The sequence below is a fragment of the Pirellulales bacterium genome, assembly GCA_036267355.1.
GTDB lineage: Bacteria > Planctomycetota > Planctomycetia > Pirellulales > DATAWG01 > DATAWG01.
The window spans coordinates 12,316-39,038 of record DATAWG010000058.1 but is presented as its reverse complement, the minus strand read 5'-3'; the positions used below and the strand labels follow the sequence as shown (position 1 = coordinate 39,038).

20 protein-coding genes are annotated in these 26,723 nt (G+C 61.4%); 7 read left to right on the top strand and 13 right to left on the bottom strand.

What is annotated here, in order from left to right:
- Window positions 1-38 precede the first annotated feature (38 nt).
- From VHX65_09315 to ubiE, 3 genes are all read right to left on the bottom strand, one after another.
- Window positions 39-950 carry a UbiA-like polyprenyltransferase gene (locus tag VHX65_09315; GenBank protein HEX3998734.1) on the bottom strand — a complete coding sequence of 304 codons (912 nt, stop codon included), beginning with the start codon at window positions 948-950 and terminating at the stop codon, window positions 39-41.
- Between the two features lie 134 nt (window positions 951-1,084).
- On the bottom strand, window positions 1,085-1,765 hold the full coding sequence (locus VHX65_09310; protein HEX3998733.1) for a flavin prenyltransferase UbiX: 681 nt from the start codon (window positions 1,763-1,765) through the stop codon (window positions 1,085-1,087).
- A gap of 9 nt (window positions 1,766-1,774) precedes the next feature.
- Complete coding sequence (gene ubiE, locus VHX65_09305) at window positions 1,775-2,545, bottom strand: bifunctional demethylmenaquinone methyltransferase/2-methoxy-6-polyprenyl-1,4-benzoquinol methylase UbiE (GenBank protein ID HEX3998732.1); 771 nt, start codon at window positions 2,543-2,545, stop codon at window positions 1,775-1,777.
- A gap of 168 nt (window positions 2,546-2,713) precedes the next feature.
- On the opposite strand from ubiE, the gene VHX65_09300 reads away from it, so the two are divergent.
- The 5 genes from VHX65_09300 to VHX65_09280 all read left to right on the top strand — a co-directional run bounded on the left by VHX65_09300 (window position 2,714) and on the right by VHX65_09280 (window position 7,694).
- Window positions 2,714-3,472, top strand: coding sequence for a 2-phosphosulfolactate phosphatase (locus VHX65_09300; protein HEX3998731.1), 759 nt, complete (start codon window positions 2,714-2,716; stop codon window positions 3,470-3,472).
- A 44-nt stretch (window positions 3,473-3,516) separates the two neighbouring features.
- Window positions 3,517-5,121: a glycine--tRNA ligase gene (locus VHX65_09295; protein ID HEX3998730.1), complete on the top strand. Its 1,605-nt coding sequence runs from the start codon at window positions 3,517-3,519 to the stop codon at window positions 5,119-5,121.
- A gap of 220 nt (window positions 5,122-5,341) precedes the next feature.
- The gene (locus VHX65_09290) at window positions 5,342-5,878 is read left to right on the top strand and encodes a peptidylprolyl isomerase (protein HEX3998729.1); all 537 of its coding nucleotides are present in this window, start codon (window positions 5,342-5,344) and stop codon (window positions 5,876-5,878) included.
- A 174-nt stretch (window positions 5,879-6,052) separates the two neighbouring features.
- The gene (locus tag VHX65_09285; GenBank protein HEX3998728.1) at window positions 6,053-6,814 is read left to right on the top strand and encodes a site-2 protease family protein; all 762 of its coding nucleotides are present in this window, start codon (window positions 6,053-6,055) and stop codon (window positions 6,812-6,814) included.
- Window positions 6,815-6,821: 7 nt separating this feature from the next.
- Window positions 6,822-7,694, top strand: a complete 873-nt coding sequence (locus tag VHX65_09280; GenBank protein HEX3998727.1) for a hypothetical protein — start codon at window positions 6,822-6,824, stop codon at window positions 7,692-7,694.
- Window positions 7,695-8,409: 715 nt separating this feature from the next.
- On the opposite strand, the gene glp is transcribed toward VHX65_09280, so the two are convergent.
- The 8 genes from glp to VHX65_09240 all read right to left on the bottom strand — a co-directional run bounded on the left by glp (window position 8,410) and on the right by VHX65_09240 (window position 21,466).
- A complete protein-coding gene (gene glp / locus VHX65_09275; GenBank protein HEX3998726.1) occupies window positions 8,410-9,729 on the bottom strand; it encodes a gephyrin-like molybdotransferase Glp in 1,320 nt (439 codons plus the stop codon).
- 47 nt (window positions 9,730-9,776) lie between these two features.
- The gene (locus VHX65_09270; GenBank protein HEX3998725.1) at window positions 9,777-10,481 is read right to left on the bottom strand and encodes an aminodeoxychorismate/anthranilate synthase component II; all 705 of its coding nucleotides are present in this window, start codon (window positions 10,479-10,481) and stop codon (window positions 9,777-9,779) included.
- 200 nt (window positions 10,482-10,681) lie between these two features.
- On the bottom strand, window positions 10,682-17,155 hold the full coding sequence (locus VHX65_09265; GenBank protein HEX3998724.1) for a hypothetical protein: 6,474 nt from the start codon (window positions 17,153-17,155) through the stop codon (window positions 10,682-10,684).
- A gap of 337 nt (window positions 17,156-17,492) precedes the next feature.
- Window positions 17,493-17,900 (bottom strand): Hpt domain-containing protein, encoded by a 408-nt coding sequence (locus tag VHX65_09260; GenBank protein ID HEX3998723.1) that lies wholly within the window; start codon window positions 17,898-17,900, stop codon window positions 17,493-17,495.
- Window positions 17,901-17,963: 63 nt separating this feature from the next.
- Window positions 17,964-18,290, bottom strand: a complete 327-nt coding sequence (locus VHX65_09255) for a hypothetical protein (protein ID HEX3998722.1) — start codon at window positions 18,288-18,290, stop codon at window positions 17,964-17,966.
- 91 nt (window positions 18,291-18,381) lie between these two features.
- Window positions 18,382-18,780 (bottom strand): DUF2892 domain-containing protein, encoded by a 399-nt coding sequence (locus tag VHX65_09250; protein HEX3998721.1) that lies wholly within the window; start codon window positions 18,778-18,780, stop codon window positions 18,382-18,384.
- A 122-nt stretch (window positions 18,781-18,902) separates the two neighbouring features.
- The gene (locus VHX65_09245; GenBank protein ID HEX3998720.1) at window positions 18,903-20,180 is read right to left on the bottom strand and encodes an AI-2E family transporter; all 1,278 of its coding nucleotides are present in this window, start codon (window positions 20,178-20,180) and stop codon (window positions 18,903-18,905) included.
- The gene (locus tag VHX65_09240) at window positions 20,177-21,466 is read right to left on the bottom strand and encodes an AI-2E family transporter (protein HEX3998719.1); all 1,290 of its coding nucleotides are present in this window, start codon (window positions 21,464-21,466) and stop codon (window positions 20,177-20,179) included. Before VHX65_09240 ends, VHX65_09245 begins: the two co-directional genes overlap by 4 nt.
- A gap of 276 nt (window positions 21,467-21,742) precedes the next feature.
- Between VHX65_09240 and VHX65_09235 the strand changes: the two genes are divergently transcribed.
- Entirely contained in the window at window positions 21,743-21,928 is a 186-nt protein-coding gene (locus VHX65_09235) for a hypothetical protein (GenBank protein ID HEX3998718.1), read from the top strand.
- Window positions 21,929-21,983: 55 nt separating this feature from the next.
- On the opposite strand, the gene VHX65_09230 is transcribed toward VHX65_09235, so the two are convergent.
- Both VHX65_09230 and VHX65_09225 read right to left on the bottom strand, forming a co-directional pair.
- Window positions 21,984-22,310 carry a DUF883 C-terminal domain-containing protein gene (locus VHX65_09230; GenBank protein ID HEX3998717.1) on the bottom strand — a complete coding sequence of 109 codons (327 nt, stop codon included), beginning with the start codon at window positions 22,308-22,310 and terminating at the stop codon, window positions 21,984-21,986.
- A gap of 346 nt (window positions 22,311-22,656) precedes the next feature.
- Window positions 22,657-24,153, bottom strand: coding sequence for a sigma-54 dependent transcriptional regulator (locus VHX65_09225; protein HEX3998716.1), 1,497 nt, complete (start codon window positions 24,151-24,153; stop codon window positions 22,657-22,659).
- A 1,202-nt stretch (window positions 24,154-25,355) separates the two neighbouring features.
- On the opposite strand from VHX65_09225, the gene VHX65_09220 reads away from it, so the two are divergent.
- Window positions 25,356-26,375: a hypothetical protein gene (locus tag VHX65_09220; protein ID HEX3998715.1), complete on the top strand. Its 1,020-nt coding sequence runs from the start codon at window positions 25,356-25,358 to the stop codon at window positions 26,373-26,375.
- Window positions 26,376-26,723: the final 348 nt, after the last annotated feature.

The following is a 26,723-nucleotide window of genomic DNA, read 5'->3' as shown; positions in this document are numbered from 1 at the left end:
AGGGTGGAGGAGCCGACGCTCGCTTGCGGTTTCGCGCGTCAGTGGCCTAATGTTAGATCCGCAATTCCGATCAGCAATAAACCGATGCTCACGATGGCGTTCACGTTGAAAAACGCTCGATTTACCCGGGTCAGATCATCCGGCCGAACGAGGCGATGCTCGTAAATCAGTAGCACCGCCACTGCCGCGACGCCGACCCAATAAATCGCGCCAAAGCGATTATAAACGAGCGGCAACAAGGCCAGTAGGCCGATCATCCCGGCATGGCAGGCGGCCGCGATCCGCAGCGCCGCTGGAATGCCCCATCGCGCCGGCACGCTCGACAGGTCCGCCTCGCGATCGAATTGCTCATCCTGGCAGGCGTAGATCATGTCGAACCCGGCGACCCACAACAGCACCGCGCCGCCCAGCACGATCGCCGGCAGTAGATCGGCCGGCTTCTGCATCACCGCTTGCCCACGGATCGCGATCCACGCGCAAATCGGCGCGAGCATCAGCGCCGCGCCGAGCCAAAAATGCGCCAGGGCCGTGAAGCGCTTGGCATAGCTATAGCCGAGCAAGAACAACAGCACCGGCAGCGCCAGCAGCAGCGGCAATCGATTCGGCAAGAACAACAGCGTGCCGGCGACGAACAGTGCCGAGCAGCCGATCGCAAAGGCCGCCACGCTCGAGCGCGTCAGAATTCCGCTTGGCAAATGCCGCGCGGCAGTGCGCGGATTTCGGGCGTCGATCTTCGCGTCTGCCAATCGATTGAACGCCATGGCTGCGCTTCTCGCGCCCACCATGCACACCAATATTCCGGCCAATTCGCTCCATCGCCATGCCAGCGGCGGTTCTTGCCGCGCGTTGCGGCTCCAAGCCATCGCGCCCGCCAATAGCGCAAACGGCAGCGCAAACAGCGTATGGCTGAAGCGGATCATCTCGAGGATCTGCCGAACGCGGGGGAGCATGCGGAAGGGTGAGGGTGAGGGTGAGGGGTTAGGACACGGGGGACGCGCGAAACCGCAAGCGAGATTCCATGCCGTGCGAGATGGTGGCTCGCTTGCGGTTTCGCGCGTCGCGCTGCGCTAAAGGTACTCAATTACTACTGAACGTTCTTCTTCTCCGCGCCTTCGCCCCAACGTTGGATCAAATTTTGCTCGACGCCCAGTTGATCGCAAATTCGGCCGACCACGAAATCGATCAGATCGGCGATCGTTGCCGGGGCATGATAAAATCCCGGGCTGGCCGGCAGCACAATGGCACCCGCCTCGGCCGCTCGGCGCATGTTGTCCAATTGAACGAGCGACAGTGGAGTTTCACGCGGCACGAGAACCAATTTTCGCCGCTCCTTCAAATGCACTTCGGCTGCGCGATGAATCAAGTTCGTGCCCATGGCATGGCTGATCGCCCCGAGCGTGCTTCCGGAACAAGGGCACACGACCATTCCAGCGGTGAGAAACGAGCCGCTGGCGATCGGCGCCATCAAATCTCGGTAGTGGCAATAATGAATCCGACCGGGCGGCCGCTCGATGCCGGCATCGGCCGGCGCCCTCCACTCCCCGAAGCCGAGACCGGTCGAACTCAAGCTCGCCGCATCGAAATCGTCGAGATCCACGGTAGCACCAAGCTCTTCCTTGATCACCGCCCGCCCAGCCGGACTGATCGACAAGTACACATCGCGGCCGGCGGCCAAAAGAACGTCCAACAGCCGCACGGCATAACCCGCCCCGCTCGCGCCGGTAATGCCCAGCACCAAAATCCGCTGGTTCTGCTCTTGATCCATGATATGAGTTCATCCACTCGAACCGACATCGACCGAGCGACTGCGTCGCCCCTCGTCCCTCGTCCCTCGCCCCTTCCTCCCGACATACAGCATCGCCACTCCAAACGTCAGCGGCGTAATTTCCACGTCTGTCAGCCCAGCCGCCTCCATGCGCTCGGCCAACTGCCGGCCGCTGGGAAACTCGCCGACGCTGGAGGGCAAATACTTGTACGCCGCGCTGCCGTGTCGCGCGAACAATTGCCCGATCCGCGGCAACACGCTGCGAAAATACCAGCGATACATTCCGTGCCACGGCTGCCGCTGGGGCATGGCAAATTCAAGCACGGCAACTCGGCCGCCGCTACGGCAAACGCGCACCATTTCCCGCAGCCCGCGGTCGGTGTCGGCAATGTTTCTCAGCCCGAACGCCACCGCCACGATCTGAAATTCGTTGTCCGGAAACGGCAACTGCTGCGCATCGGCCTCGACAAAGGTCAATCGATCCGCGGCTCCGGCGCGGATTCCCTTGCGGCGGCCGATGGCCAGCATTTGCGGGCAGAAATCGGCCGCCACGATCGGCGCCGCCTCGCGGCCATGCCGAAAATACGCCAGGGCCAAATCGCCCGTTCCGGCACAGAGATCCAGCACCGGCGCCGTTCCTTCCGGCCGCACTCGCCGCACCGTCTGCCGCCGCCAATGCAAATCGATTCCCAGCGACAGCAAATGGTTCAGGAAATCGTAGCGCGGCGCGATTTCACCGAACATGTGCTGAATTCGGTCGTTGGATTTATCGACGGGCACAGCGGCAGGATGAGGGTGAGGGTGAGGGGACAGGGGAATGCTGCCGCCACGAGTGTAACCGCATGGCGGACAGATTTCTAACCGGGGTGGCCGATCGCTTGCGGTTTGGCGCGTTGCGGCTATTGGAAGCCGCTTCCCGACCCGAACGCCCATACGTATCATCAAGCGATGCAAACCGCTCTCGCAGCCCATTTTTTGCCCGACCTTGTCGCGCCGGAAGAGTTGGCCGGCGGCACGGTGGTTGTCATTGATGTTTTGCGCGCCTCGACCGTGATTTGCCACGCGCTTGCCGCCGGAGCGCGGGCCGTCATTCCCGCCCTCGAGGTGGAGGAAGCTCGGCGGATCGCGGCCAAATTGCCGCCAGGCGAAGCCGTGTTGGGGGGCGAACGCGAAGGACTGCCGATTCCGGGATTCGATTTGGGCAATTCGCCGGCCGAATACCGGCCCGATACCGTCGGCGGCCGAACGGTCGTGTTCACCACCACCAACGGCACGCGGGCCATGAACCGTTGCCGCCAAGCCGGCCGGGTGCTCGTCGGGGCGATGGTCAATCGCACTGCGGTGTGCGAAGCGATTCAAGCGTCGGGCGCGCGAGCGGTCCACATGCTTTGCGCGGGAACTCGGGGCAAGATCACGCGCGAGGACGTTCTCTTCGCCGGGGCTGCCATCGACCGGCTAATCGAGAGCGGCGCGATTGACGAAATGGCCCAGAACGATCAAGCTCGCATTGCCCGCGCGGCGTGGAGGCAGGCAGTCGGGGGCCAGTCGTCCGGCTTGCCGGCCACGCTGGCTGCCGAGTTGCGCAACACGCAGGGTGGCCGCAATCTGAAGGCGATCCATTTGGATCGCGATATCGACGACGCGGCAAAGCTCGATTTGCTCCGCGTCGTTCCGGAACTGGATCTGGCCGCTTGGCGAATCGAATAGGCTTTGGTATTTGACGTCCGACAAAGGTGCATTCTCAGATGGAAATGGAAAAGCTGGTTTCGCTCTGCAAACGCCGCGGATTTATCTTCCAATCGAGCGAAATCTACGGCGGCATGAACGGCTGCTGGGACTATGGTCCCCTGGGCGTCGAATTGAAGCGCAACGTCAAGGAATCGTGGTGGCGCGACATGGTCGCCGCGCACGACGATCTGGCTCCGCCGAGCGGCGCTCCCTCGGCCTATGAAATGACCGGCCTCGATTGCACGATCCTCATGCATCCGCAGGTGTGGAAATGCTCGGGCCACTACGATCTGTTCCACGATTTCATGGTGGATTGCCGACAATCGAAACGCCGCTACCGGCACGACCAGGTCCGCGGCCGCTGGCTCACGCACCGCGGCCAGCGAATCTTTGTGGCCACGGAATTAAATGGCGAAGAAGCCCTCGCCGAAACGCAGCAGCGGGCGCTCAAGTTTTTCAATCTCCGCGGCAAGGATGCCGAAGGCCTGGCTTGGGAAGGCGATCTGGTTTCGCTCACCACGGTCGCCGATTTTTCGCAAGTCCTCGGGCCCGACGCCAAAGAACTCGGCACGCTCACTCCGCCGCGCGAATTCAACCTGATGTTCGAAACCTACGTCGGCGCGCTGTTGAGCGAAGAGTCGAAAACCTTCCTCCGCCCCGAAACGGCGCAAGGCATTTTCGTCAATTTCAAGAACGTGCTCGATTCGTCGCGGCTGCGGGTGCCGTTCGGAATCGCGCAGATGGGCAAGAGCTTTCGCAACGAAATCACGCCGCGCAATTTCACGTTCCGCTCGCGCGAGTTCGAGCAAATGGAAATCGAATTCTTCTGCCATCCGAGCCAATCGGCCGAGTGGTATCGCTATTGGCGCGATCGCCGATTCCGCTGGTACACGGATCTCGGCCTGGCGAGTGAGCGGCTGCGGCTCCGCGAGCACTCGCCCGAAGAGCTTTCGCATTATTCCTGCGGCACCGCCGACATTGAATATGCGTTTCCTTTTCTACCCAGCGGCGAATTCGGCGAGCTCGAGGGAATCGCGCATCGCGGCGATTTCGATCTCCGCAGCCACATGCAAGGCAAGCTGGTGCGCAAGGGAAATGAATTGGTCGTCGAATTGGATGCGGAGGGCAAGCCGCGGCATCGCGGCAGCGGAAAAGATTTGAGCTACCGCGACGACCTGACCAACGAGCGCTACATCCCACACGTCATCGAGCCGTCGGCGGGCGCCGATCGCGCGACGCTGGCCTTTCTTTGCGAGGCCTATGCCGAAGACGAGGCGCCCGACGACAGCGGCAAGATGCAATCCCGCGTGGTGATGCGGTTTCATCCGCGGCTCGCGCCGGTGAAGGCGGCCGTTTTTCCGCTGGTGAAGAAAGACGGTATGCCGGAGATCGCCCAAGAAATCTATCGCGCGATCAAGCCCCACTACAACGTGTTCTACGATGAAAAGGGAGCCGTCGGACGCCGCTACCGCCGCCAAGACGAAGCCGGCACGCCGTTCTGCATCACCGTCGACGGCCAAACGCTCAGCGACGGCACCGTGACGATTCGCGATCGAGACACGCTCGAACAATCGCGCATTTACAAAAGCGAATGCCTCGCGGAGATACAAGCTAGGGTGAGGGGCTAGGGTGAGGGGCTAGGGGACGGAGATGAACGCACGTTGGAGTCGGCAGTTCGCTGGCGGTTTCGCGCGTCTGGTGCAACGCGCGAAACCGCAAGCGGGCTGCAAGCCGGGAAACCGGTGGGCACGCTGCTTCCCTCGCCCCTAGCCCCTCGCCCCTCTCCTCTGCTACGCTTCATTCAGCCTCGTCAATTTCGCACGCTCTCGATCCCAGGAAATGTCTCTCATGGCCAAATCACGCAAGGCTGAAGTCGACGCCGCTCAAAAAACGCTCGATTTCAAGAAAAAGAAATATCAGATCGTGCTCGACACGACGCTCGGCAAAATCACACTCGACATGCTCCCCGATGTCGCGCCCGGGCATTGCTCCAACATGCTCGCGCTGGCGAAGATCGGCTTTTATAACGGCCTCGGCTTCCACCGCGTCATCAAGGGTTTCATGATCCAAGGGGGTTGCCCGGAAGGGACGGGGTCCGGCGGCCCGGGCTACAACATCCGTGCCGAATTCAATGCCACCAAGCACGAGCCGGGCGTGGTGTCGATGGCCCGCACGAGCGATCCGGATTCGGCCGGCTCGCAATTCTTCATCTGCTTGGAGCGCGTGCCGCACTTGGACAACCAATACACTGCATTCGGCCGCACCGCCGACGCCGCCAGCCTCGACGTCGTCAAAGCGATTGGCAATACGCCGATCGACGCCAACGACCGCCCGAAAAAACCGGTGACGATCAACACCGCCGAAGTCGTGGAATCGGCGAAGTAGCGAGCGAGCCCCGCTGGCACTATTCCCATGATTCGAAACCACGGATGACACGGATTGCACGGATAAGATGGAGCAGACATTCGCGCTCCGCGTTTGCCTTCTCCATCCGTGTGATCCGTGTCCTCCGTGGTAAAATGTCTTTGGTGTTGTTCCTTCCTCGCGCGGAGAAGCAGCGTGTTCCTCGGCGATCGGCCCACTACGCCTTACGATCTGAACTTCCGGCTGCTTGGCGTGCCGGTGCGAGTGCATCCATATTTCTGGCTGCTTGCGGCGTTGCTCGGCCCGTTGCAGGGCGAGCCCAAATTCATGTTGATGTGGGTCGTGGTCGTGTTCGTTTCGATCCTGGTTCACGAGATGGGGCACGCGCTGATGATCCGCAGCTTCGGTTGGCGGCCGTCGATTCTGCTCTACTCGTTCGGCGGGTTGGCCATGTATCAGGCCCGGCAGCAGGATCCGCGCAAGCAGATTGCGATCTCTCTTGCCGGCCCCGCGGCGGGTTTTCTGCTGGCGGCATTGACCGTACTGCTGGCCCGAGCGATGGGCTACCCGGTGATGTTTTCGTTCGGCAAACCACTCGGCATCAATTTCGGTTTCGATTATGAGCACTTTCGCTCGGTGCCGAACATAAACCTGATGATGCTGATCTTCCAATTGTTGGAAGTCAACATCTGGTGGGGCCTGATCAATCTATTGCCGGTTTGGCCGTTGGATGGCGGGCATGTCTGCTACGAGCTGCTCAGCGAGCTGCGCATGCCGCAGGCGCTGCCGAAGGCGCTGATGGTTTCGGTCGTGGTGGCCGTGACCGTGGCGATTTATGCCGGTGTGCGATTGCAGGATTGGTGGCTCGCGCTGATGTTCGGCTATCTGGCATACGATAGTTATTCGACGTTGGCATCGTTTCAAGGCCGAGGCGGCGGCTATGGCGGACGATGGTAATGCGAACATGGCGCCGCTTACATCAGCGCCATTCACGGACGCGTCGCTCTCCGGCGCGCCGCAGAATTCGATCGCGCCGCGGCGCGTCGTGTTGCTCGGTGCAAGCAATCTGACGCGCGGCATATCGACGGTCGTCGAGACGGCGACGAACGTGTTGGGCGCGCCGCTGGAAATTATCGCAGCGCTCGGCCATGGCCGATCGTATGGCATGACCAGCGGCGTTTTGGGACGCACGCTACCGGGCATTCTGCAATGCGGACTGTGGGACGCCCTCGCCGCGCAGCCGCGGGCGCCGACCGCGGCCCTGATCACCGACATCGGCAACGACATCGTCTACGGCGCCTCGGTCGAGTCGATTCTCGGTTGGATCGACGAATGCATCGCGCGGTTGTCGACGATCGATGCAGTGGCCGGCAATGCAAACAGCGGTGCGGAAAGAACTGTGCCGATCGTGCTGACACTGCCGCCGACCGAGACGGTCATGGCGCTCTCGGAGTGGCGCTATTCGCTCATGCGCTCGTGCACGTTTCCCGGCTGCCGATTGAGTCGAAACGACGCATTTTCTCGGACGGAACAGCTCGACGCGGGCTTGCAGGAACTGGCCGCACGGCACGGATTGCGCACGGTTCGGCCCCGCGGAGCGTGGTACGGCTTCGATCCGATTCACATTCAGCGCCGCCATTGGTCGGCAGCGTGGAGCGAAATGTTGTCGGGCTGGGCGCGAGAACCGCGCGCGCCGAGTTTTGCGCGCGGGTCGTTCTCGCGATGGTTGTATCTTCGCTCGCGCTCGCCAGCGCGGCGCGCCTTCTTCGGAATCGAGCAGCGCGCGGCGCAGCCTTGCGCGCACATGCGCGACGGCACGACGATCGCGATCTACTGAAGAACGTCTCGCGTTTGCGCGCTCGCTGATCGCGCGCAGCGCGCAGCTGCGCGAAGCAATCGTGGCGCGCCGCGCGCGATTCGAAAAATTTCTGCGCAAGTCGTGTTGCACAATTTGCAAGAATTCGTACAACTACACGAAGTAAGCTTCCACTCGCGCAGTGGAGCAAGCTCGACGACACGCGAGGCAATGAGTGCACGCTCTGTCGAGGGCTTCAAGGATGGAAACGTTTTTTGATTTGTGGTGAAGCAGACTCGCTGAAACGAACCAACGTTGGATCGCACGCAGCGCGTCGAACTCACCGGAACCCCAAACGGGAGGACGATCTGTGGCCAAGAAGAAGAAGGCCGCCAAGAAGAAGGCGGTCGGCGTGAAGAAGAAGTCCAAGAAGTCGGCCAAGAAGAAGGCCAAGCGCTAGGACGCTTCACGCACGGCCCGCTCCCTTGAGCGGCGCTCTGCACGATACGACGAGAAAGAGCCCCGCGGGTTGCTTGCAACCTGCGGGGCTCTGACTGTTTTGAGGCACAGCGTCTCGCGGACATCGACGAACCGGCGGCGAGCGCCTTGCCGCGCACTGATGCCCGTTGCGGAAGTTAGCGGCAAGGCGCGAGCCGCCGGTGTTCTTGCCGCGAATCGCCGCCGCTTCACATGCCCGCTCAGGGCGGCGGCCATGGCACCCTGGACTCGGCGCGCCTGCGGCACAAATGCCGAGAAATCACGGGAAAAGAGGCAATATTTCGACTTCTTCGCCGGCGGTGAATTCCCGATCCCCGGGCGGAAATATCGCCAGCGCATTCGCCGACGCGAGCGCGCGCAAGTCGGCCGAGCCCGACCATCGTAGCGGCACAATCGTCGGATCGCTCGTCAATGCCGCGCGCTGCGATGAAACCACGGCGGGATGAAACGTCGGCCGATCGCCGTGCTGAACGAACCCCGTCGACAGCCGCGCTCGAGTGGTCGCAAGCGCTTCGGAAACGGTTCGGCCTGCAAGTTGAGCCAACGCCGCCCGAACGAACAACTCGAAGCAGACCAGACTGCTCACCGGATTGCCGGGAAGGCCGAAGACGAGAGAAGGGGCGAGGGGCGAGGGGCGAGGGCCGAGTGACGAGGCAGACGAAGTCGGGCGCGCGTGGCTGCCGAACCAGAGCGGCTTGCCGGGGCGGAGATTGATCTTGTGAAACACTTCCACGACGCCGAGCTCTTGCAACAAGCCGGGCACGAGATCCAATGCGCCGGCCGATACGCCGCCAGAAATAATCAACACGTCGCTTCGCAATCCTTCGCCGAGCGCATTGCGCAACGCGGCGGGCTCATCGCGGCTGATTCCCAACTCGACGGGCGTCGCGCCCGCGGCGCGGATCGCGGCCGCGAGCATCGGGCCGTTGGAATTTCGAATCTGCCCGGCGGCGGGCAGGCGATCGGGCGGAACAAGTTCATTGCCCGTCGACAAGATTGCCGCGCTCGGGCGATCGATCACAGTAATTTCGGTTCGCCCGACTTCGGCCAATAGCCCGATTTCGATCGGCCGCATCGTGTGGCCCGGCGACAAGAGCGCATCACCGCGGCGCATCGCTGCGCCGCGGCGCATGATATTCTGCCCAACGCGGAATTTGTGCTCCGCGATTTGCACGCGGCCCAATCGGCCGAAACCGGCGCCCGCATCGGCATGCCGCCCGGATGCAACGTCCGATTCAATGAATGTCGTCCGTTCGTGCATCACGACGGCATCGGCGCCGGCGGGGATCGGGGCGCCAGTCATGATTCGCCAACATTGGCCCGGTTCGCCGGTTTTTTGGGCCGTCGCGCCGGCGATAATCTCTTCGATCACTTCCAGTTGGCCGTGGCCGCCGGTCAAGTCGGCCGAGCGAACGGCATAGCCGTCGACCATCGATTTGTCGAACGGAGGAGAATCGATGTCGCTCGTGATCTCTTCGGCAAGCACGAGCCCGAGGCAATCGGACGGCGGCATCCGCACGGCCGACATCGATCGACTGTGCTGCAAGACGAGCCGGCGAGCTTCGAGGACGGAGAGCAAGGATAGGGGCGCGGGGCGAGGGACTAGGGGCGAGTGAAGACGACGGATCATTCTTCGATTGGATCGAAGGACGGGTCGAGGGTTTGAATGTGCAGCGCGTGTTGCGGGGAGGCTTGGTGTTGGCCGGCGGCGGCTGCGGCGTGTGGAGAGATGTCGAGAAACGACGTGGGTCTGACTTCCAGAAAGCGGCGCAGGATGTCCGTGCCCACGATGGTCAGAAAACTCTCGGGATGAAATTGCAGGCCGTACACCGGCCAGCGCTTATGCTGGACGGCCATGATTTCTTGGCCCCCCTCCGGCAATTCGGACCAGGCGGTGATTTCATAATCGTCGGCAAGCGTGCCCGGCTCGATCACGAGGCTATGGTAGCGCGTCGCTTCGAACGGATTCGGCAGCCCGACAAAGAGCCCTCGGCCATGATGATGGATCAGATCCACCTTTCCGTGCATCAGCCGGCGGGCGCGAACGATGTGTCCGCCGGTGGCATCGCCGATAGCCTGATGGCCAAGGCAAACGCCCAAGAGCGGCAGCTTGCCGGCGAATCGCCGCACGGCTTCGCAAGAAATTCCGGCTTCGCGGGGCGTGCAGGGGCCGGGCGAAATGATCAGATGCGACGGGTTCTTGGCTTCGATCTGGTCGATCGTGATCTGATCGTTGCGATGCACTTCGAGATCGAGGGCCGGATCGATTTCGCCGAGCCGCTGCACGAGGTTGTAGGTGAAGGAATCGTAGTTGTCGATCAGCAGGATCATGGGTCGGGGCGGAGGGGCGGGGCGAAGGGTTTGTTGCGGGGCGGACCCAGGGAAGGCCAGGAGGACGGGTTGGCAATGGGGGCGGGGTGGGGGCCTTCCCCGGGCTTTCGGGGACGCGCTGGCGCTTGCGGCGCGAGCGCTTCCGGCGCTTCATCAAAGCAGAAGCGCGGCTGGGAATCAACCGCGGCCCGCTTGCCAGCCTAGTTTACCTCTGTGCCGTTGACTTCGATAAAGCCGGTGAACGAGCCGCCGAACAACGTGGGAACATTCGCGGTGACCGGTACATTGTTCGACGAACTCGATAGGAAATCCGTCGTGCCGAAGTTGAATATCTCGATGCCGATCGAACTGGTCGCAGCGGCCATGTTGATCTGATTGCCCCCCACGTTGAACGTATTGTCTCCGAAATTGTCTTCGACCTGCAAGCCGTGACCATCGGTGGTGCTCGTCGTGTTCACTACGTTGTTGTTGATATTGTAGGTGCCGCCGGCGGCTCCAGTCTCGATGAGAATGGCGTCGGTATCGCCGATGAGGAAGTGGATACTATTCGTGACACTGTTGGTGCCGGTCGTACCGAGGAAATCGACGCCGTCGGCGTTCGTGAGATGGGTGTCGATCGTCAAATTATTGGCGGTGATATTGCCGCCGCCGCTGGCCTGGAGAGCAGCAGTTCCCGGCTCGGTGATCGTCATGCCGCTGAAGAGAATGCTGCCTGCGGAAGTGCCGGTGACATTCGTGAGCAGGACGCCGACTCCCGAGCTACCGCTGATCGTGCCGCCTGCGACGCTGAATGCGCCCGTCGACCCGTTGATATTGATGCCGTCGGTGCCGCCCGTGGAAGAAACGCTGTCGAGAGCGACGGCCAAGGTGGCGCCGCCGCTGATATCCACGCCGTCGCCGGCCTGGGCGACGATCGTGCCGCCGGTGATCGTCAGCGATGTGGCCGAATTCTCCATGACGAAAGCGGGGCCGGTGGTGGAGTTGATGTTCAGCGTGGCGAACGTGATCGGGGCGGTGACACTGTTGATGATGACGCCATCGACCGTGCTGCCGGTGACGGCCGTGGTGCCCGTGAAAGTGACGGCGGCGGCATCGCTTTGCAGGTTGATGCCGGTCGCCGCGCCGTTCGAGACGAAGTTCGCGAGCGTATTGGTGCTGGTCGAGGTGGCGCCGGTGATGCTGAGGCCGGTGGTGCCATCGGTGACCGTCGTGCCGCTGACGGCCAACGTGCCGCTGTTGCCGGTGGCGTTGATGCCGATTTCAGCGTTGCCGGTGATCGTGTCGTTGGTCACGTTGAGAGTGCCGGTGTTCGTCTGCGCGTCGATGCCGTCTCGACTGCTGCCACTGATCGTCGTGTCGCTGACGTTCACCGTGCCCGCGTTGTGCTGAATCAGCACGCCGTCGTTGTTCGAGTCGCTGATCGTCGAATTTGCGACGGTGATGTTCGAGGTTGCATTGGCAACGTCGATGTTGACGCCGGCCCCGTTGGAACCGGCAATATTCATGTTGTTCAGCGAGACGGTGCCGAGTTCGGTGTTGATGCGAACTCCGTCGTCATTGGAGTTGGAAATCGTACCGCCGCTGCCGGCCGTCGTGCCGGTGCCGGTGACCGTGAAGGTGCCCGCGGCCCGCTCAAGCTCGATGCCGTCGTTGCCGTTGGTGGAGTTGACGCTTGTGAGCGTGACGGCCAGGGGCGTGCCGGCGGTCGTACTGGAATCGAGCTGTACGCCGATTCCGTTGGCCGTCGAGATATTGCCGGTGCTGATGGTGAGCAGGCCGGATTGGTCGTTGGAATACAGCCCTGTGCCCGAGTTGGCGGAGACTTCCAAATCATTGAATGTGATCGGCGCGGAGTTGCTCTGGAGCTGCACTCCATACACCGTGCTTCCGGTGATGGTTGTGGCGCCGGTTGCGTCGATGGTGCCGGTGTCGGTTTGCAGAAACATGCCGATGTGTGCATTACTGACGGTGAGACTCGCGAGATTGGCGGTGCCGCTGCTGGTTTGGAGATTGAATCCGGTTTCGCCGCCGGTGATTGTCGTGCCATCGACGTTCAGCGTGCCGCTGAGATTCGACGCATTGATGCCGTTGCCGCCTGAATTGGCGATGTCCATGTTCATAAGGTTGATCGTCGACGCTGCCGCCGAGATGCTGATACTTACGCCGTTGCCGTCAGCATTCGTAACATCCATATTGCTTAGCGAGAGGATTCCGAGCTCATTGGCGATGCGAATCGAGTCGCCGGTGGTACTGGCGATCGTGCCGCCGGAGCCAGCGGTGCTGCCGCTGCCGGTCACGCTGAATGTGCCCGCCGCATTGTCCAGGATGATGCCGGCCGGGCCTCCGGTGGTGTTCACGCTGGTTAGCGCGACGTTCAAAGGAACGCCTGCCGCCGGACCGTCGATATTCACGCCTTCTCCATTGGTATTGGTGATGCTGCCGGTCGTGATCGTCAGCAGGCCGGTTTGATTGCTCGATTCCAATCCGATGCCGCCGTTGTTACTGATTTGCAAGTTGGCGAATGTATCGGCCCCGCTGTTGCTATCCACCCGAACGCCGTCGGTGGTGCTGCCGGTGACCGTGGTAGTGCCCGTCGTGGTGACGGCGCCGGCATTGCCGCTGAGATAGACACCGGTCGCCGCATTGGTGACGGTAAGCGTGCCGAGGTTGGCGACGCCAGTCGCGGTGCTGTTTTCGATATGCACGCCGGTGCCGCCGCCGGTGACGGTGGTGGTGCCGCCCGTTGCAAACGTGCCGCTATTCGTGTTGACGAGAATGCCCGTCTGCGTGCCGCCGAGGGTGATCGCGGTTCCGGTGAGCGTAACGTTCGCGCCCGCGGCCGAGGTAAGCACGTCGACGCCGTCGCCGGTGGGCATGCTGACGTTCATGTAGTTGAGCGCCACGGTGCCGCTTTCGCCGGTGATCGAGACTCCCGCGCCGGTCGAATCGCTGATCGTGCCGCCGGAGCCGGCCGTCGTGCCGGTGCCGACGGTGAAGGTGCCGCCGGCATTGTTCAAAGCGATGCCGTTGGCGCCGCTCGTGGAGTTGACGGCCGTAAGCGTCATTGCCAGCGGGGCTGCGGTGGTAATCGCGGAGTTGTTGATGTTCACGCCCGTGCCGTCGGAAGCGGTGATCGTGCCGCCGGTGGTGCTGAGCATGCCAGTTTGATTGGTGGCCAATAAACCGGTGCCCGTCGTGGCGGCAATGTTCAAGATACCGAACGATGTCGGCCCGGAAACGGTCGTCAGATCGACGCCATTGATCGTGCTGCCATTGACGGTCGTCGTGCCGGTTCCGGCGTAGGTTCCTGTGTCGGTGGCCAGATTGATGCCGGTCGCGGCGTTGGTGCTTGTAAAGTTGGAGACATTTTCGGTGCCGCTGCTGCCGGTGACGCTTAGGCCGACGCCCGCGCCGGGCGCGGCGAAGGCGACGGTCGGGGTGGTCAGGTTCAGCGTGCCGCTATTGCCGGTGACGTTCACGCCGGTTTGAGCGCCGGTGAGCGAGATCTGCGGCGATGTGAGCGTCACGATGCCGGTGGCGGTCGTGTTGGCGACATCGACGCCGTCGCCGGCGGGATTGGTGATGGCTATGTAGTTGAGCGTCGCGGTGCCGCTTTCGCCGGTGATTGAGACCCCTGCGCCGGTCGAGTCGCTGATCGTGCCGCCGGAGCCGGCCGTGGTGCCGGTGCCGACGGTGAAGGCGCCGCCGGCGTTGTTGAGCACAATGCCGTTGACGCCGCTGGTGGAGTTGACGGCCGTAAGCGTCATTGCCAGCGGGGCTGCGGTGGTGATCGCGGAGTTGTTGATGTTCACGCCCGTGCCGTCGGAGGCGGTGATCGTGCCGCCGCTGGTGCTGAGCGTGCCGGTTTGGTTTGTGGCCAACAGACCTGTGCCCGTTGTGGCGGCGATATTCAATGTGCCGAACGATGTCGGGCCGGAAACGGTCGTCAGATCGACGCCATTGACCGTGCTGCCGGTAACGGTCGTCGTGCCGGTGCCGTTGAATGTGCCGGTGTCGGTGGCCAGGTTGATGCCGGTCGCGGCGTTGGTGCTGGTGAAGTTGGAAACATTTTCGGTGCCGCTGCTGCCGGTGACGTTCAAGCCGACGGCGCCGCCGGTGACAGTCGAGGTGCCCGCCACGCTGGTCAGGTTCAGCGTGCCGCTGTTGCCGGTGACGTTGACGCCCGTTTGAGCGCCGGTGAGCGTGATTTGTGGATTGGTGAGCGTCACGGTGCCGCTGGCGGTCGTGTTCACGACATCGACACCGTCGCCGGTGGGATTGGTGATGGTCATGTAGTTGAACGTGGCGGTGCCGGTTTCGCCGGTGATCGATAGGCCCGCACCGGTGGTGTTGCTGATCGTGCCGCCCGAGCCGGCCGTCGTGGCGGCGCTGTTGACGGTGAACGTGCCGCCGGCATTATTGAGCGCGATGCCATTGGTGCCGCCGGTTGCGTTGACGCTTGTCAGATTAACGGCAAGAGGCGCGGCGGTGGTCGCCGAGTTGTTGATGTTCACGCCGGCGCCGTCCGCGGCGGTGACCGAGCCGGTGGTGATCGTGAGCGTGCCGGTCTGGTTCGTGGCCGCGAGGCCGGTGCCAGTGGTGGCGTTGATTTGCAAATTGTCGAACGTCACGGGCGAACTGTTGCCCGAGAGCACGACGCCGTTCACGGTGCTTCCGTTGACGGTTTGCTGTCCGACGAAGTCGAACGAGCCGGTGTTGTTCGACAAGCTGATGCCGGTCGCCGCGCCGTTGATCGGCACATTGGTCACGGTCACCGCTGCCGAGCTGTTCTGGATATTGATGCCGCTCATGCCGCCGTTGATATACACGTTGTTGATATTGGCCGTGCCGGAGATGCCGTTTCCGGCGATGGCCTCGCCGCCGGAGTTGTTGATGGTGAAGCCCGACACTTCGTTGCTGTTGGCGAGCGTGACGGCGTCGCCGGGCGAATTGGCGATGATCGGCAGCACCGTGCCGTTCGAGACGGTCGGCAAGGTGATCGTGCCTTCCTGAACCGTAGCGACGGTGTGCGGGATGCCTTCGCCCAAGAATCGCTGGTTATTTTGCAGCGTGATCGACTGTCCGGAGAATTCGCTGCCGGCCTGCACGAAGATAATGTCGTTCGGCGCCGAACCGGCTTGCGCCGAGGGAAGATTGTTGTACGGGTCTTGGACCGTGCCGTTGCCGCCGGCGGGGGCAGCGCTGTTGACGTGCACGACGACGATCGGCGTGCCGGTCGTCGGATTAAGGGCCAGTTGCGGCGTGTTGAGCGTTTGCGTCGCGTAAACCACCGTGGTGTTGCGCACGACCGGTTCGGTGAGTCGATAAACTTCAGAGCAACACTCCGACGCGCACGACTTGCATTTGCCGTTCGGCATTAGCCACGTGAATTCAATTCCGACTTTATTGCGGAAGACGGCGTCGTTGGTGAACTTGGCATCGAAGGTGATGTTTGGCGTGATCAAGGCCTCGACGCGCGTGGCGACACCGAACGTATTGAAATAGCGGTCGGCTTGGTAGAAATAACCGCCGACATACGCCGACACGCCGTTGTCGCCGAGCCAGCCGGGAATGCGCCGGCCGAATTCGAAGTCCATGCCGGCCATATCGAGATTGTCGTAGCGCGTTTGACCGAAGGCGATATTTTCGTTGAGGTAATAGGCAGGGCCCAAGCCGGTGGAGCTGCTGATGCGATTCGTGCCGCAGGGAAAATAGCCGTTGATGCGCGCCTGCCACACGCTGCCGAGAATTTCGCCGCTCACGGCCGCTTGATGCACGAAGTCGGGCCGCGTGCGGTCCAGGTCGTACCAGAAGCTTAGGCCGAGAACCGAATCCAATTCCGGCGCGATCCAACGCCAGCCGAGGCCCAGATTGGCGCCGAAATTCTCCGTTTGCTCGCCGGGATTTTGGGCGTCTTCCAACAGGTTGAACTCGCCGTCGAAAAACCAGATGCCCTTGTCGGTCGTATGCGGAAAGAATCCACCGATCGAAGTGATCGGCCCGTCGTCGCCCACTTCGTCGGTGATCGATTGGCGCACGCGGAACGTGGTGTGGATGGCATCGACCGGCAGGTTCGGCATCAATAGAATCGGCCGATCGCTGAACAGCGGGCCCAACGGCGGCACGCCCACCGGCGCGCTGTTGCCCATCCCCAATGCGCCCACCAAATTTCCCGCCGGCGGCGGACTCTCGGCATCCGGCGGAACCGATCCCGCGACCGTATAGCCCGCCGAGGGATAACCATCGGCCGGACCGGGCGAAGCAAGACTGCCGCCCCACAAATACCCTCCCGCCGGCACTTGCTCCGGGGCCGGACTGCCCGCGGGGGTCGGCACCGGCAACTGCGACGCACTTGTCGCGGCGCTTTGATACGGGCTGGAATCGACGTTCGCCTGCGAATACGCCGACGTTTGCACGTACCCGCCGCTGGGCGCGGCGCCGATTTGCACCGCATGGGCGCCGGCGGTTCCCTCGGCCGGATCGTACGGCGAGATCGGCGAAACCCAAATCGGGGTTCTCGGCGCGGTCAGGGCCGCCGGGATCGGATCCAGCACCGGCGAATCCGCACGAAGCGGGGCCGCCGCCGACAGCAGAATGCTCCCGGCACAGGCCCCTAAAAACAGCCGCAAAGCGCCGCCGATTTGCCGCAAGATCCGATTTTCGACTTCGTGCATGATAGGTCGCGAGTAAGAGTACGATCGTAACGAATATGCGGGTTGTAACGAGGATGCCGTGTATAACGGTAAATTCGGGAAGGCTGGGCCAAGTCTTTAGCCTCGATTGGTTGCCAGCGTGAAAACAAAGCCAAACACACGCCAGCATGCTGTCATGTCTTGCAAGAGAAAGAAGCAAGAAAGACTGGCCGAACTGCCAGCCGGCCGGCGGCGCGGCTCGGGCTTTCCAGCCTCCCTGGCTATGCAGAAAGCAGGCCGCAAAGATCTGCGGCGGCTTGCGGATTTGTTTCGCCGGCAAGAGTTTCGCAGAACCCGATCGGGGTTCGACGATGCCGCCTTAGCAAAATTCCAGCAGCGCCTGCTCCAGGCGAATTGCCTCGATGCGGAGTTGCTCGATCGTTGCAGCGGCGTCGGCCAGGCGCCCGTCGATTGCGTATGCTTCAAGCCGTCCGGCTGGATTGGTCACCGCACAGGCCCCGAAGTTTGCCGCCAGGCCGTGCAAGAGGTGGGCGGCATGAAGCACGTCGGCGCAATTCGCGTCGCGCATTCCGTTGCTGATCCGTACCAGCAGCATCGGTGCGTCTTCGATGTAGATATGCACCAACTCCGTCAGCAGTCCGCGATCGCCGTCGAGTCTTGCCAAGGCGGCGTCAACATCGAAAAGAGGCGAATCGGAACACGATTGCTCGTCGGAAAAATGACCAATTAGCCGGTTCGCGGAGCGGTGTGATTTGTCGTAATGCATCGTCCGTGCTCCTCCCCGCGCTTCTGCCTGGACCCCGGTCCGGGCGGTGTGGCCTCGTGATGTTTAATCCAAGCAATAGCGATCCTTGACCGCATCCACCGTGGCCACGTTCAATGCCCGGCCTTTTTTGTCGGTCGTTACGCGGACTCGGGCGCCCGTCTTCAGATCGTCCAGTTTGCCCATATGTCCATTTACGGTGACCTTCACTTGATCGCCGATGTCGTAGGAATATGGCTTGCCGTCGATGCCGGTGATCGCCAGCTTTCCGGCGGCTGCCGACACGACCAAGCCTTCATGGGTATCGGCTTCCTCAGCAAGGACAAATGGGCCGACCCCAAGCCAGGCGATGACAATCAAGAACATGTAGAGCCGAATAGCGCCAAGCTTCATGGCAGCACCTCGTCAAAAAAAGTACCAACAGAGCACAGCCGAAAAGAGGACAGCGATTTTTCAGGGCGGCATTTCTCCCGACGGCGATTTGTTACGACTTGGCCTTCTTTCGCGCGCATAGGAGTTCGTGCCGCTCCGATTCGATTTCCTCGGCAGTGCGGAATCCCAGGCGACGAACGATCGCCAACGGCGGGCACCAGCCCTGGAACGCATGCTGAAGTAAAAAGCAGCCGACCAATCCGGACAACGCGAACCACTTTCGATTCGACACCGCGCCAAGCACGAACGACCCGATCGTTAAGCTGGCAGCGTTCGTTTCCAAGATTCGTTCGACGTTCCACTCGCAATCGAGTTCCTTCAGGCGGCGATCAATGGCCGATCGGTCCAAGCTCGAGTAGTAGGCGACATTGCGATCGGTATTGAATTGGATTCGGGCGTTTACCGCTGGCGCGGTATTTTGCGAGACGCGAGTGGCGGTTGCCGTGGACATGGGTTTTGTCCTCCGAATGCAAGGTGGGCGACGGACTTAAGAACAGCCGGCGTCTTTACAGCCGGGATAGGGATTGAGCGAACCACGTGCCACAACCGGCAATCCGACCAGTTTTAGCGGCGCTATTCCGTGCCCGCTCCCACGCGAGGCCGATTCGCCAACAAAAGGCCAATTTTCGGACGGTCGGCGGCAGGAATTGCAATTTCTTCCCGCACCTCTTGCATGATCGTCGTCAGGCGATCGACAAAATTCTCAAGCTCAGGATGCGGCGATTGCGAGCCAGCCAGCGACCGGCGCAATTCCGCCAGCCGCGCAGCCACCTCGGCTGGACCCTGAGCAGTGTCGCCGGTCAGTCCCAATCGGCGGCGCAACAGGAAGCTGCCGAACACCTGCAACACGACGGCCAACGGCGGGCCGATCAAAAGCCCAAACACCCCCCACATCATCGCCAGGCTGATCGCCACGAAAGCGGTCAACACCGTGCTATAGCGCTGCCGATCGAACAAGCGCGGTTCCACCAAAATTTCGAGCAGCAGCAAAACCATGCAGGTATAGAGTGTTGCCGCCGCGAGAACCAAAACACCGTGCCACGTGCTATCGGTGATTAACGTCGGCAGGGAAGTGAGCGTGAGCGCCAACACGGCGAACAAAGCTCCCACCCATGGAATCAGCCATGCCGCTGCCCCCACCAAGGCCAACAGGATCGGATACGAACAGCCGATAAGCCAAAAGCCGAACGCCAGGAGCAAGCCGGCCATTAGGCTTTGCAAAAACTCGCTGCGAAGATATTTTCCAATTTCCTTTTCGATCGCGCGCCAAATCTGGCGCGCCGAAACACGTGTCGATGCCGAGAGAAGCGAAAGCCACAGCCGTTCGAAATGAACACGATCGAGCGACCAATAGACACTCATCACGACCACGAGCAGGGCATCGAAAATGACGCCCGCGACACTGAGCGTGTATCCGAAGAGTGTCTTGGCGACTCGCAGTTCCCAACCGTCGTGCTTGGCCGTTTCGGATTTGGCATTATCGGATTTCCCGAGCGAAGGCATCGATTGAGCGATTTGTTGTTCGATCCAATTGCCGTGTCGCCAATGCTCGTCGATCTGCTGATAGGCCCGGCCGGAATCATCGACCATTTGGTTGAACTCGTCTCCCATGCGGCTCACGGAGAGAAAAATCAGCAATCCGACGACGCACAACAAGGGTAGATACGTTGCGCCGACGGCCAATGCGACCGGCCAATGCCGCTGGATGAAGAATTCGACCGCCGGGCGCACGGCCGCAGCCAGCGCCAACGACATGCAGAAAATCAGCGCCGCCCCACGGAATTCCCAGAGGACGGCCAAGCCGGTGAGCGTGGCAAAGAGGGTCGCGATATTCAGAGCGATGCGCGTCATCGGTTCGCCTCGGCTCCACCGGCAGCCTCGCGCTCCGATGCTTCGTGCTCGAGCATTCGCTCCAATTCGGTGGCGATCGTTTCGATCGCTTCCTCGAACCGGTCATTGGTCGGCGTCGAGGCTTCCTCTTTGTGACGCAAATTCTGCCGAACGTCGTGCAACACCTCCTGCACCTCGTGCCGCAATAGGCTGAGGTGGTCGCGGCCCTTGACCGGAGCGACGGCCTGCGCCGCGCGGCTAAGCAGCAATCGATCCAACAGCAACTGCGAGATCGACGCCATCAGGACCGCAAGCACTGCCCCGGGAAGCCCGAATAATTCGCCGAAGCCTACCAAGGCCAACAGCGTCACGATCGGATGCAGCCCGACCGATCGCCCCATGATCTTGGGCGAAATGAAAAAGTTGTCGGAAAGATGAATGGCTGTGACGACGACGACGACGCCGAAAAACTTGCTCCCACTGATCGACAGTGCGATCACCACCGCCGGAACAGCGCTGGCAAGCAATCCGAACACCGGCACTGCTTCCATGACGCCCGAAAGAATCCCCAGCGGCAACGCATGCGGAAGCCCGATGATGGTGTATCCGATACAGGTCAGCATCCCGATGACGAAGCAAACGATCGCTTGCCCGAGCACGTAATCCGCGACCTTCGCTTGAATCGCGTCGATCAATTCACGAGCCCCATCGCGGCGTTGCACCGGCACCAATAGCAGCAACGCCTTCACGGTTCGGTCTTCCTGCAGCGACCAATAAAAGGCCATCAGCAGCACGGCGATGAATAGCAGCAACGGCGAAAACACGTCGCCGAAGTAGCGGAGAGCCGGCGGAGCAAATTCGGCCGGGGCCGCTTGACCATCTCTTGCCGCGCTAAACCACGGCAATTTGGCGGACGTTTGCGCCGCCAGTTGGTGGACCAAACCGGTCGTCGAATCGAGGAAACGTTGCCGGGCTTGTTCGTAAAAGCCTGGCAGCGCGTTGCGCAGGTCGATCGCTTGTGTCGCCAGCAGCGGAATCCCCAATCCCAGCGCGACCAGCAGCAGCAAAGCGAGCACGGCAAACACGATCACCACGGCCGTTGCATGCGGCACGCCCCGGCGTTCGAGCCAGCTTACGGGGCGCCGGAGCGCCGTGGCCAAAATGATCGCAATGAACAGGCAGAAGAATGCGGCCTGCAGATAATAGATCGCAAAGAACCCTGCCGCCAGAACAGCGAAAATCAGCGTCGCTTGTGCGGTTCGATGGGGATTCCAGTATCGCGGCGGATCGTCTGGTATCGAGGCCATACGCACCCGGCCTCAGGGGCCGTCTACTTCGGAGGCAACCAGTTCTCCAACCGCATGACGCTGGACGTCAGGTTGCCTAACAGACCCCGTGCCGCCGTTCGCAGCCCAAGGCCGAAAAGTGCCAAGATAGCGTGCATCAACCGCGAAAACCATTCGGACCATCGATTGCCAACAACCAACTCCCGGCGCTCGCCCGCCGAAGGCGGACTTACGCCACGGAGTGGTTCGATTTCGTGTTTGACCGTCTCGCCCATCACGAACCCCGACACCAAGCCAATGCCGATCGCTGTTCGCGGGTGCAGCCGCATCCAGGCTCGCGCACTCGTCGTGCATGCCGCATCATCGCGGACTTTGCGGGCCACCGATTCAATGGCCGCCCACAACTCCGCCTCCGGATTGGAAGGGCGATTCGACGAATTCATCGTGCATCCCGTTTATCGGCTCGATCGGTTCGACCTGTAGGGTTCGGCATCTGACAACTCGGCATGTCGCAACTCGGCAGGTGGCGCCGGCCCGATTAACGCCGGGTGAACAAGAAACCAAGCGCGAAGCCAATGCCCGCGACGACCAACATCGAATTCAATGGCTGCTGGCGGATGCGATCCTCGAGGGAGTGGCGCATGTCGCAAGCCACCGATTTTCCCTGCTCCATGTATTCCGAAGCGGTGTCCTGCAGGTTGCCAAGTTGATCTTGCACGGCATGTTTGACATCCGCGCCAAACTGCTGGGCCGAGTGCATGACGGCGCCCGCATTTTGCTGCGCAGTTGATTTCAGGTCTTCGGCTTGATTTCGCACGTCGTGGGCGGTCCGGCGGGCGCTATCGCTAAGATTGGGACTGGACATGATCGGTTCTCCTCAAAAAAAAGACGCGAAACTGTCTTTGGCGGTGGTGCCCCGAGGCTCCGAGCCAGGGTGCGCTGAAGCGAATGCTGCTCCGTAAAACATCCATCATTGCAATCTCTGTGCCAAAACAGCACTTTGGGCGCCGCCTATCGCAAGCCGCCTGGCAAAGAGGACGGCATGACAGGTAGCAACAGCCTCTCAGCGCGCTCCTGGCGAACTCTTCGCTCCCGTGTTCGATCACTGGAACCAAAACACTGGCCCGCAGCGTCTGCGAGGAGGGCGCGGGCAACTCAAGGGCGCAGCCATTGCGTCCGGAGCTTTTTGAATATTCGCAGGGAGCCCCATGTTACGCCAGATCGCCTGGCATGGCCGACTCCGCGTCGTCGTTGAGTTGGATCTGCCGTTCGATGGAAATGCCGAGCGTTTTTAGCTTGTTGCGAACGCTTCCGCGGGTGATGCCCAAGATTGCGGCGGCCTTGGAAAGGTTTCCCTTGGTCGCTTGCATGATGGTCGAAAGTAAATGGCGTTCCATCATTTCCAACGATTCGGCGTAGAGATTGGTGGAGTCTGCCTTCAGTCGCTCTTCGACAAACGCCTGTAGATCGCGAGCCGAAAACGGGCCGCCCCCCTCTTGCCCTTCGGCTCCGGTTCCGTTGGCCGCGCCGGCGGCCGCCTCGGAACGTATCTCTTGGGGGAAAAATTCCGAGATCAAGACTGGTCCCGTGGCGTGCAGCATGGCGTGGCGCAAGACATTTTGCAGTTGCCGGACATTTCCTGGCCAGCGGTAATGGGAGAGCAACTGGAGGGCATCGGGCGAAATGCCTTGCACGTCTTTGCGAAGCTCTTGGCGGAAGCGGCCCAAGAATCGTTCGAGCAAAATCACCAGATCGGTTTTGCGGTCGCGCAGCGGAGGCAGCTTGATCGTAAATCCGTTGAGCCGATAGTACAGGTCTTCACGGAATTCGCCGTCGGCGACCATTTTTTCCAGATTGCGGTTGGTGGCAGTGATGATACGCACGTCGGTGTGAACAGTTTCGGTGCCTCCGACACGCTCGAAGCGCTGTTCTTGCAACACACGCAAAACCTTGCTCTGCAGGGAAAGGGTCATATCGCCGACTTCATCGAGAAAGAGCGTCCCCCCGCTGCACTGCTCGAATTTTCCGATGCGCTGCGTATTCGCGCCGGTGAACGATCCTCGCTCGTGGCCGAACAATTCACTTTCCAGCAACGTTTCAGTGAGCGCGGCGCAATTGACGGCCAAAAATCGCTTGTCGGCACGCCGGCTATGATGGTAAATCGCGCGGGCCACAAGCTCCTTGCCCGAGCCGCTTTCGCCGACGATCAACACGGTGACGTCCTGCGGCGCGACGCGCCCGATCGCCTTATAGACTTCCTGCATTTGCGGGCTGACGCCCACGAGGTTGTCGCCCGGCCCTTCGTCGGCGGCGCTCTCCATCAGTTTTACGGGGACATTCATCCAGCGGCGAATCTCGAGCGCCTGCCGGATCATGTCTTGCACCTTCGCAAGCTCCAGCGGCTTGACGAGGTAGTCGGTGGCGCCGAGTTTCATCGCTTCGATTGCCGTGTCGCTCGCGCCGCCGGCCGTGATGAAAATCACTGGCACCTTCGGGGCCCGCTTGTGGATCTCGTGAAATGCCGCCAAGCCGTCCATATCCGGAAGCATCACGTCCAACACGATGACGTCGGGGTCTTGCGTTTCGATGAGCGCAATGCCCTCCGCGGCTGTAACGGCCGGAATTACATTGATCTCCGAATCGCGCAGAGCTCCCTCGACCAAGCGAGGTATCGAACGATCGTCGTCGATAACAAGCACTGTCGCCATGCGCTTTTCTCCTTCGGTGATCGCTGCCGAAGCGGGATGATGATTATTCCCGCGCTGCTCCGATTGAGCGTGCGCCGGATGACGTGGAGGGTCTAACGTGGAATCCATTTAGAAGCTGCCTCTGCCTTTGAATTGCTTGCCGTCGCGCACGAACCCATCATACCGCGCCCGGCAATTTGAAACTCTTTGATTCTCCAACGAAGTGCGCGAATTTGCAATTCGCTCCGAAAGACATTTCGTGGGTAGCTCGTGAAGATTCGAGAAAACAGACTGAAAATTGGCCAGACGTTGTCAATTTCGCTCGATTCAAATTCGCACTTGATCGTTAGCACCGCGGATCGCGATCTCATCCGTTTTCGTTAACAATTTACAAATTGCCAATCTCTCCCTCGCCATGAGGGGAGCGAGGATCAATTGCTACCCTGGGAACGACTCATTGCCAAATCTCTCGTTGCGCAATCGATGGAAATCAATCTTTCGCGGCCCCGCCCGGCGCGTTTTTTGCAATTCTACCACGACGGGCGAAAAATTCTTGTCGCGGCTGTCTCAATTAAGGAGATTCGATTATGCGCTATTTAGCTTTTGCACTTTTCTGCATGGTGGGAATCACGATGGCAACCACAAACGTCTTCGCAGCCGGCGGGGGCGGGGGTGGCGGCGGTGCCGGGGGTGGTGGAGGAGCGGCCGGTGGAGGGGCCGGTGGCGCTGCAGGAGCAGGTGCGGCCGGAGCGGGTGCGGCCGGAGCGGGTGCGGCCGGAGCGGGCGCAGCTGGGGCTGCCGGACATGCCGCAGGCGCAGGCGCCGGAATCGGAGCCGCTAACGCCGCCGGCACGGCAAACGGGAGCACGAACAGCTCGGGAACACCAAATTCTGGCACACTAAACTCCACCGGGCGCACCAACGGCAATGCCGCGATCAACAGCGGCTCGTCAACAACTACTCCAGCGACGACAGGCACCTCCGCAACCGGCTCACAGCCGATCTCGAACGGCCAGGCGGCGTCGAATTCCGGTACGATCGGTACGCCAGCGAACACAGGCTCTGCCTTCGGCAATTCTGGAACAATTAGTAACGGGACCGGCGTCAACAATGGCTCGACACTTACGCCGGCCGCCGGCGGCGGCCAAAGCACCGCAAACAGCGGCACGATTGGTACGCCAGCGAACACAGGATCGCAGTTCGGCGCCAACGCGGTAAATGGAGTGAACAATGCAACTGGCACGACCGCAACCAATCCGAATCAATCAAGCGCGGCCGCTGGCACACTGGGGACGCCCGCCAACACCGGTTCCCAATTCGGCGCGAGCGGTGTGAATGGAGTCAACAACGCCACGGGCACCGCGAATGGCACGGCCGGCACGACGACCGGGACCGCCAACGCGAACGGCACCACAGGCGCCGCCGCGAATGGCTATCATGGGCTCAATTACGACAATGGAACCCTTCGCCGCACTCCCGAAGCGAACGGAATCAATGGCACGGGCCTCAATAATCCCGGCGCCATCAATAGCGCAAATCCGCTCTATGGCGGAGCAGCTGCCGGTGCGGCAACCAACCCGGCGACGGCGGGCGGCGCTTACGGCACAGGCGCTGGCGTGGGCGCGAATGCGGCCAACGGCCTCAATGCCACCAACGGGTTGAACGGCGTGAACGGAGCAAATCAAGCTAACGCGCAGCTCGGCGCAAATGCGACCGGCAATGCTGCCTATCGGTTCTACCAAGGACGTTGGTGGTATCCGATGGCCAATAACCAGTGGATGTACTGGAACGGAACCAATTGGGCGAATTTCGAAGCCAACGCGGCACTCAACGGCGGCGTCGTGGGTGGCGGGCTTGAAAACGGCGCTGTTGCAAACGGTGCAAACGGCGTAATGCCGAACGGCACCGCCGGTAACGGAACCACGGCCAATGCCGCCCTGGGCGCAACCGCCAACGCTGCCAGCCCGTACTCCGGCCGCTATAGCAGCGGCTACCGCGGATTGAACAACGGCATCAATGCCAATGCCAACGGCAATCCCAATGCAAATCTCAACGGCAACGCGAACGGCGCAAATGCCAATGCGAATGCCCGAGCGAACGTGAACGGTTGGTACTGGCGGAATGGCCAATGGCTCTATTTCAATGGCCAAACTTTCCAGCCGGCGACGACCGGCCAGACGGGCCAAGCGGCGGCAACCGGTCAGCCCACTCAGGCGCCGACAACCGGGACGAGCGGTCGATAGTGGGCTGATCGCGGAATCGACTCGATCGAGAAATGGGATTTTGTAGCCGACGGGACGACGATCGCGCCGTCCCGCCGGCATTTTCGTTTTTTGCGGCATAGCCTGACCCCTGCAAAGTCGCCCCGATAATTGCGCGACGAATTGCTTGTCAGCTTTGCGATCTCCAACTACCATCAAAGCTTACCCAGCCGGCGCGCTCGTCTTGGCCGGCGAGCGAAAGCAGCCACCACCCCTGTCCTTTTCCTTCCGCCGTTCTGGCGAATCGTCAGGCATCATGCTGAACAACTTGCGCTGTCGTTATCGTTTGGGGTCGTCGTATGGTTCTGCCTCGATTTCCCGTGGCGAAAA

Bases quoted from the DNA above. Each gene is read 5' to 3' on its own strand.
- VHX65_09260 (HEX3998723.1), bottom strand. From the start codon at position 17,900: ATGCATTACGACAAATCACACCGCTCCGCGAACCGGCTAATTGGTCAT.
- VHX65_09290 (HEX3998729.1), top strand. From the start codon at position 5,342: ATGGCCAAATCACGCAAGGCTGAAGTCGACGCCGCTCAAAAAACGCTC.
- VHX65_09245 (HEX3998720.1), bottom strand. From the start codon at position 20,180: ATGACGCGCATCGCTCTGAATATCGCGACCCTCTTTGCCACGCTCACC.
- VHX65_09235 (HEX3998718.1), top strand. From the start codon at position 21,743: ATGCCGATCGCTGTTCGCGGGTGCAGCCGCATCCAGGCTCGCGCACTC.
- VHX65_09280 (HEX3998727.1), top strand. From the start codon at position 6,822: ATGGCGCCGCTTACATCAGCGCCATTCACGGACGCGTCGCTCTCCGGC.
- VHX65_09250 (HEX3998721.1), bottom strand. From the start codon at position 18,780: ATGTCCACGGCAACCGCCACTCGCGTCTCGCAAAATACCGCGCCAGCG.
- VHX65_09295 (HEX3998730.1), top strand. From the start codon at position 3,517: ATGGAAAAGCTGGTTTCGCTCTGCAAACGCCGCGGATTTATCTTCCAA.
- VHX65_09255 (HEX3998722.1), bottom strand. From the start codon at position 18,290: ATGAAGCTTGGCGCTATTCGGCTCTACATGTTCTTGATTGTCATCGCC.
- VHX65_09310 (HEX3998733.1), bottom strand. From the start codon at position 1,765: ATGGATCAAGAGCAGAACCAGCGGATTTTGGTGCTGGGCATTACCGGC.
- VHX65_09265 (HEX3998724.1), bottom strand. From the start codon at position 17,155: ATGCACGAAGTCGAAAATCGGATCTTGCGGCAAATCGGCGGCGCTTTG.
- VHX65_09230 (HEX3998717.1), bottom strand. From the start codon at position 22,310: ATGTCCAGTCCCAATCTTAGCGATAGCGCCCGCCGGACCGCCCACGAC.
- VHX65_09240 (HEX3998719.1), bottom strand. From the start codon at position 21,466: ATGGCCTCGATACCAGACGATCCGCCGCGATACTGGAATCCCCATCGA.
- VHX65_09315 (HEX3998734.1), bottom strand. From the start codon at position 950: ATGCTCCCCCGCGTTCGGCAGATCCTCGAGATGATCCGCTTCAGCCAT.
- VHX65_09300 (HEX3998731.1), top strand. From the start codon at position 2,714: ATGCAAACCGCTCTCGCAGCCCATTTTTTGCCCGACCTTGTCGCGCCG.
- VHX65_09270 (HEX3998725.1), bottom strand. From the start codon at position 10,481: ATGATCCTGCTGATCGACAACTACGATTCCTTCACCTACAACCTCGTG.
- VHX65_09225 (HEX3998716.1), bottom strand. From the start codon at position 24,153: ATGGCGACAGTGCTTGTTATCGACGACGATCGTTCGATACCTCGCTTG.